We start from the raw sequence: 1,906 nt of genomic DNA, 5'->3' as shown, positions 1-1,906 counted from the left end.
GTCAGGCATCGCGCTGTCCGGCTGCGATGCCTTCGACAGCGGTCTGGGCGTCGGCAGCGGGCTGCGCAGCTTCCTCGAAAACGCCAACGGGCTGACATACCGCGCGCAGCGCCTGCTTGCCGGCCGGGACGCGCTGGCACCGGAATTCAGCGAGGCCGACATCCGCCAGCCGCAGCGGCCGAACGGCGTCACCGCGCCTGACGACGACACCTATAAGGGTCTTCTCGCCAACAATTTCGCCGATTGGCGCCTGGAGGTGACCGGCCTCGTCGAAAAACCGCTGTCGCTCACCCGCGAGCAGTTGCAGAACATGCCGAGCCGCACCCAGATCACCCGCCACGACTGCGTTGAAGGCTGGAGCTGCATCGCCAAATGGACCGGCACACCTTTGTCGCTGGTGCTCGATCAGGCCATCGTCAAGCCGCAGGCGCGCTACGTCATGTTCCATTGCCTCGACACGATCGAGCAAAGCCTGTCTGGCGACATCAAATATTACGGCAGCATCGACCTGATCGATGCCCGCCATCCGCAAACGATCCTGGCCTACGGCTTGAACGGCAAGCCGCTGCCGGTCGAGAACGGCGCGCCGCTGCGGGTGCGGGTCGAGCGCCAGCTCGGCTACAAGATGCCGAAATATCTCTACAAGATCGAGCTGGTCGACGGCTTCGCCAATGTCGGCGGCGGTCGCGGCGGCTATTGGGAAGACAATGGCTACGACTGGTATGCCGGTATTTGATGGCGCTTCGCCTGCAGGCCGAGCACGATCTTGCGTCAGCCGAGTTCAACGCGATTGAGAAAAGCCTCACGGCGACAATCGGCCATTCCAACATCATCCTTTGCAAGACGATGGCCTCGGGCGACTAGGCCGCCTTGCTGGGCCGCCGTTCAGACCGGATCGGGTGTTGTCATCGGCGTCGGCTGCCGAGAGATATGTCGCTGGGAGGTGACAAGGTGTCGCCGACGGGCTATGGATGGCGCGTCGAGGGCTCAGGTGACTGAGTCCTACCTGTTTGCGGGAGAGAACAGCGCAAGCTGTCGCCGAAGGGGAAATCGCCCGAAATCTCTCAGGCAAAAGAACCGTGGACGGGAAAGACAACTCTGGAAAGTCGGGAATCTTCCCGCGCCGAAGGTGTAAGCGCTGCCGACAGAGTTACGGGGCGCGAGTCTCTCAGGCTTCAGACAGAGGGGCACGGACTAGACCGCTAATGGCGGTCGATTGCGTGCGACTCTGGAGAAGACATGACCGGCGAAGACACCAAACATCTACCCCTCGAGGATTTGCATAGCGCCGCGGGCGCGCGTTTCGGCGCTTTTGCCGGCTGGTCGATGCCGCTGACCTATCCGGCCGGCGTGATGAAGGAGCACCTCCACACGCGCGAGCATGCCGGCCTATTCGACATCTCGCATATGAAGCTGTTCGAGGTCGGCGGCCCGGGCGCCGCCGCCCTACTCAACCGCGCCTGCCCGCTCGACGCCGGCGCGATGGAAATTGCCCAATCCAAATACACTTTCTTCCTCAACGAGGCCGCCGGCGTCATTGACGACTTGATCGTCACGCGTCTTGACGATGGCCGATTCATGGTGGTGGCCAACGCCGGCAATGCGGCCGAGGATGAAAGGCATCTGCGTGCGTTGGCCGCGGATTTCGATGCCAAGGTCGAGCCGCTCGACCGCGTCTTCCTGGCGATCCAGGGCCCGGATGCCTGGGCGGCCCTTTCGCGAGCCGGTATCGAAACGGGCTCGCTGCTGTTCATGCATAGTGTCGAGCCCCGGCAAAACTGGTTCATGAGCCGCTCCGGCTACACCGGCGAGGATGGATTCGAGATCGGGCTGCCGGAAGCGGATGCCCGCGATCTCGTCGGCAAGCTGCTGCAGGATGAGCGCGTGCAATGGATCGGCCTTGCCG

At 63.1% G+C, this 1,906-nt stretch carries 2 protein-coding genes, 1 pseudogene and 1 riboswitch; all 3 genes and pseudogenes read left to right on the top strand.

The window, feature by feature from the left end; all coding sequences use genetic code 11:
* Positions 1 to 736, top strand: a 736-nt coding sequence (locus tag EOA49_RS31735; protein ID WP_127243588.1) for a molybdopterin-binding protein, incomplete at its 5' end; no start/stop codon positions are given.
* Positions 736 to 864, top strand: a complete 129-nt coding sequence (locus tag EOA49_RS34060; protein ID WP_259979720.1) for a hypothetical protein — start codon at positions 736 to 738, stop codon at positions 862 to 864. The genes EOA49_RS31735 and EOA49_RS34060, both read left to right, overlap by 1 nt.
* A gap of 139 nt (positions 865 to 1,003) precedes the next feature.
* Positions 1,004 to 1,090, top strand: a riboswitch (glycine riboswitch).
* A gap of 149 nt (positions 1,091 to 1,239) precedes the next feature.
* A pseudogene (locus tag EOA49_RS31730) lies at positions 1,240 to 1,906 on the top strand (glycine cleavage system aminomethyltransferase T); the annotation flags it as partial.

The sequence above is a fragment of the Mesorhizobium sp. M1A.F.Ca.IN.020.04.1.1 genome (assembly GCF_003997315.1).
GTDB lineage: Bacteria > Pseudomonadota > Alphaproteobacteria > Rhizobiales > Rhizobiaceae > Mesorhizobium.
Note: the sequence above shows the minus strand (reverse complement) of the source record. Positions and strands in the feature narration are given on the sequence as shown.

Bases quoted from the DNA above. Each gene is read 5' to 3' on its own strand.
- EOA49_RS34060 (WP_259979720.1), top strand. From the start codon at position 736: ATGGCGCTTCGCCTGCAGGCCGAGCACGATCTTGCGTCAGCCGAGTTC.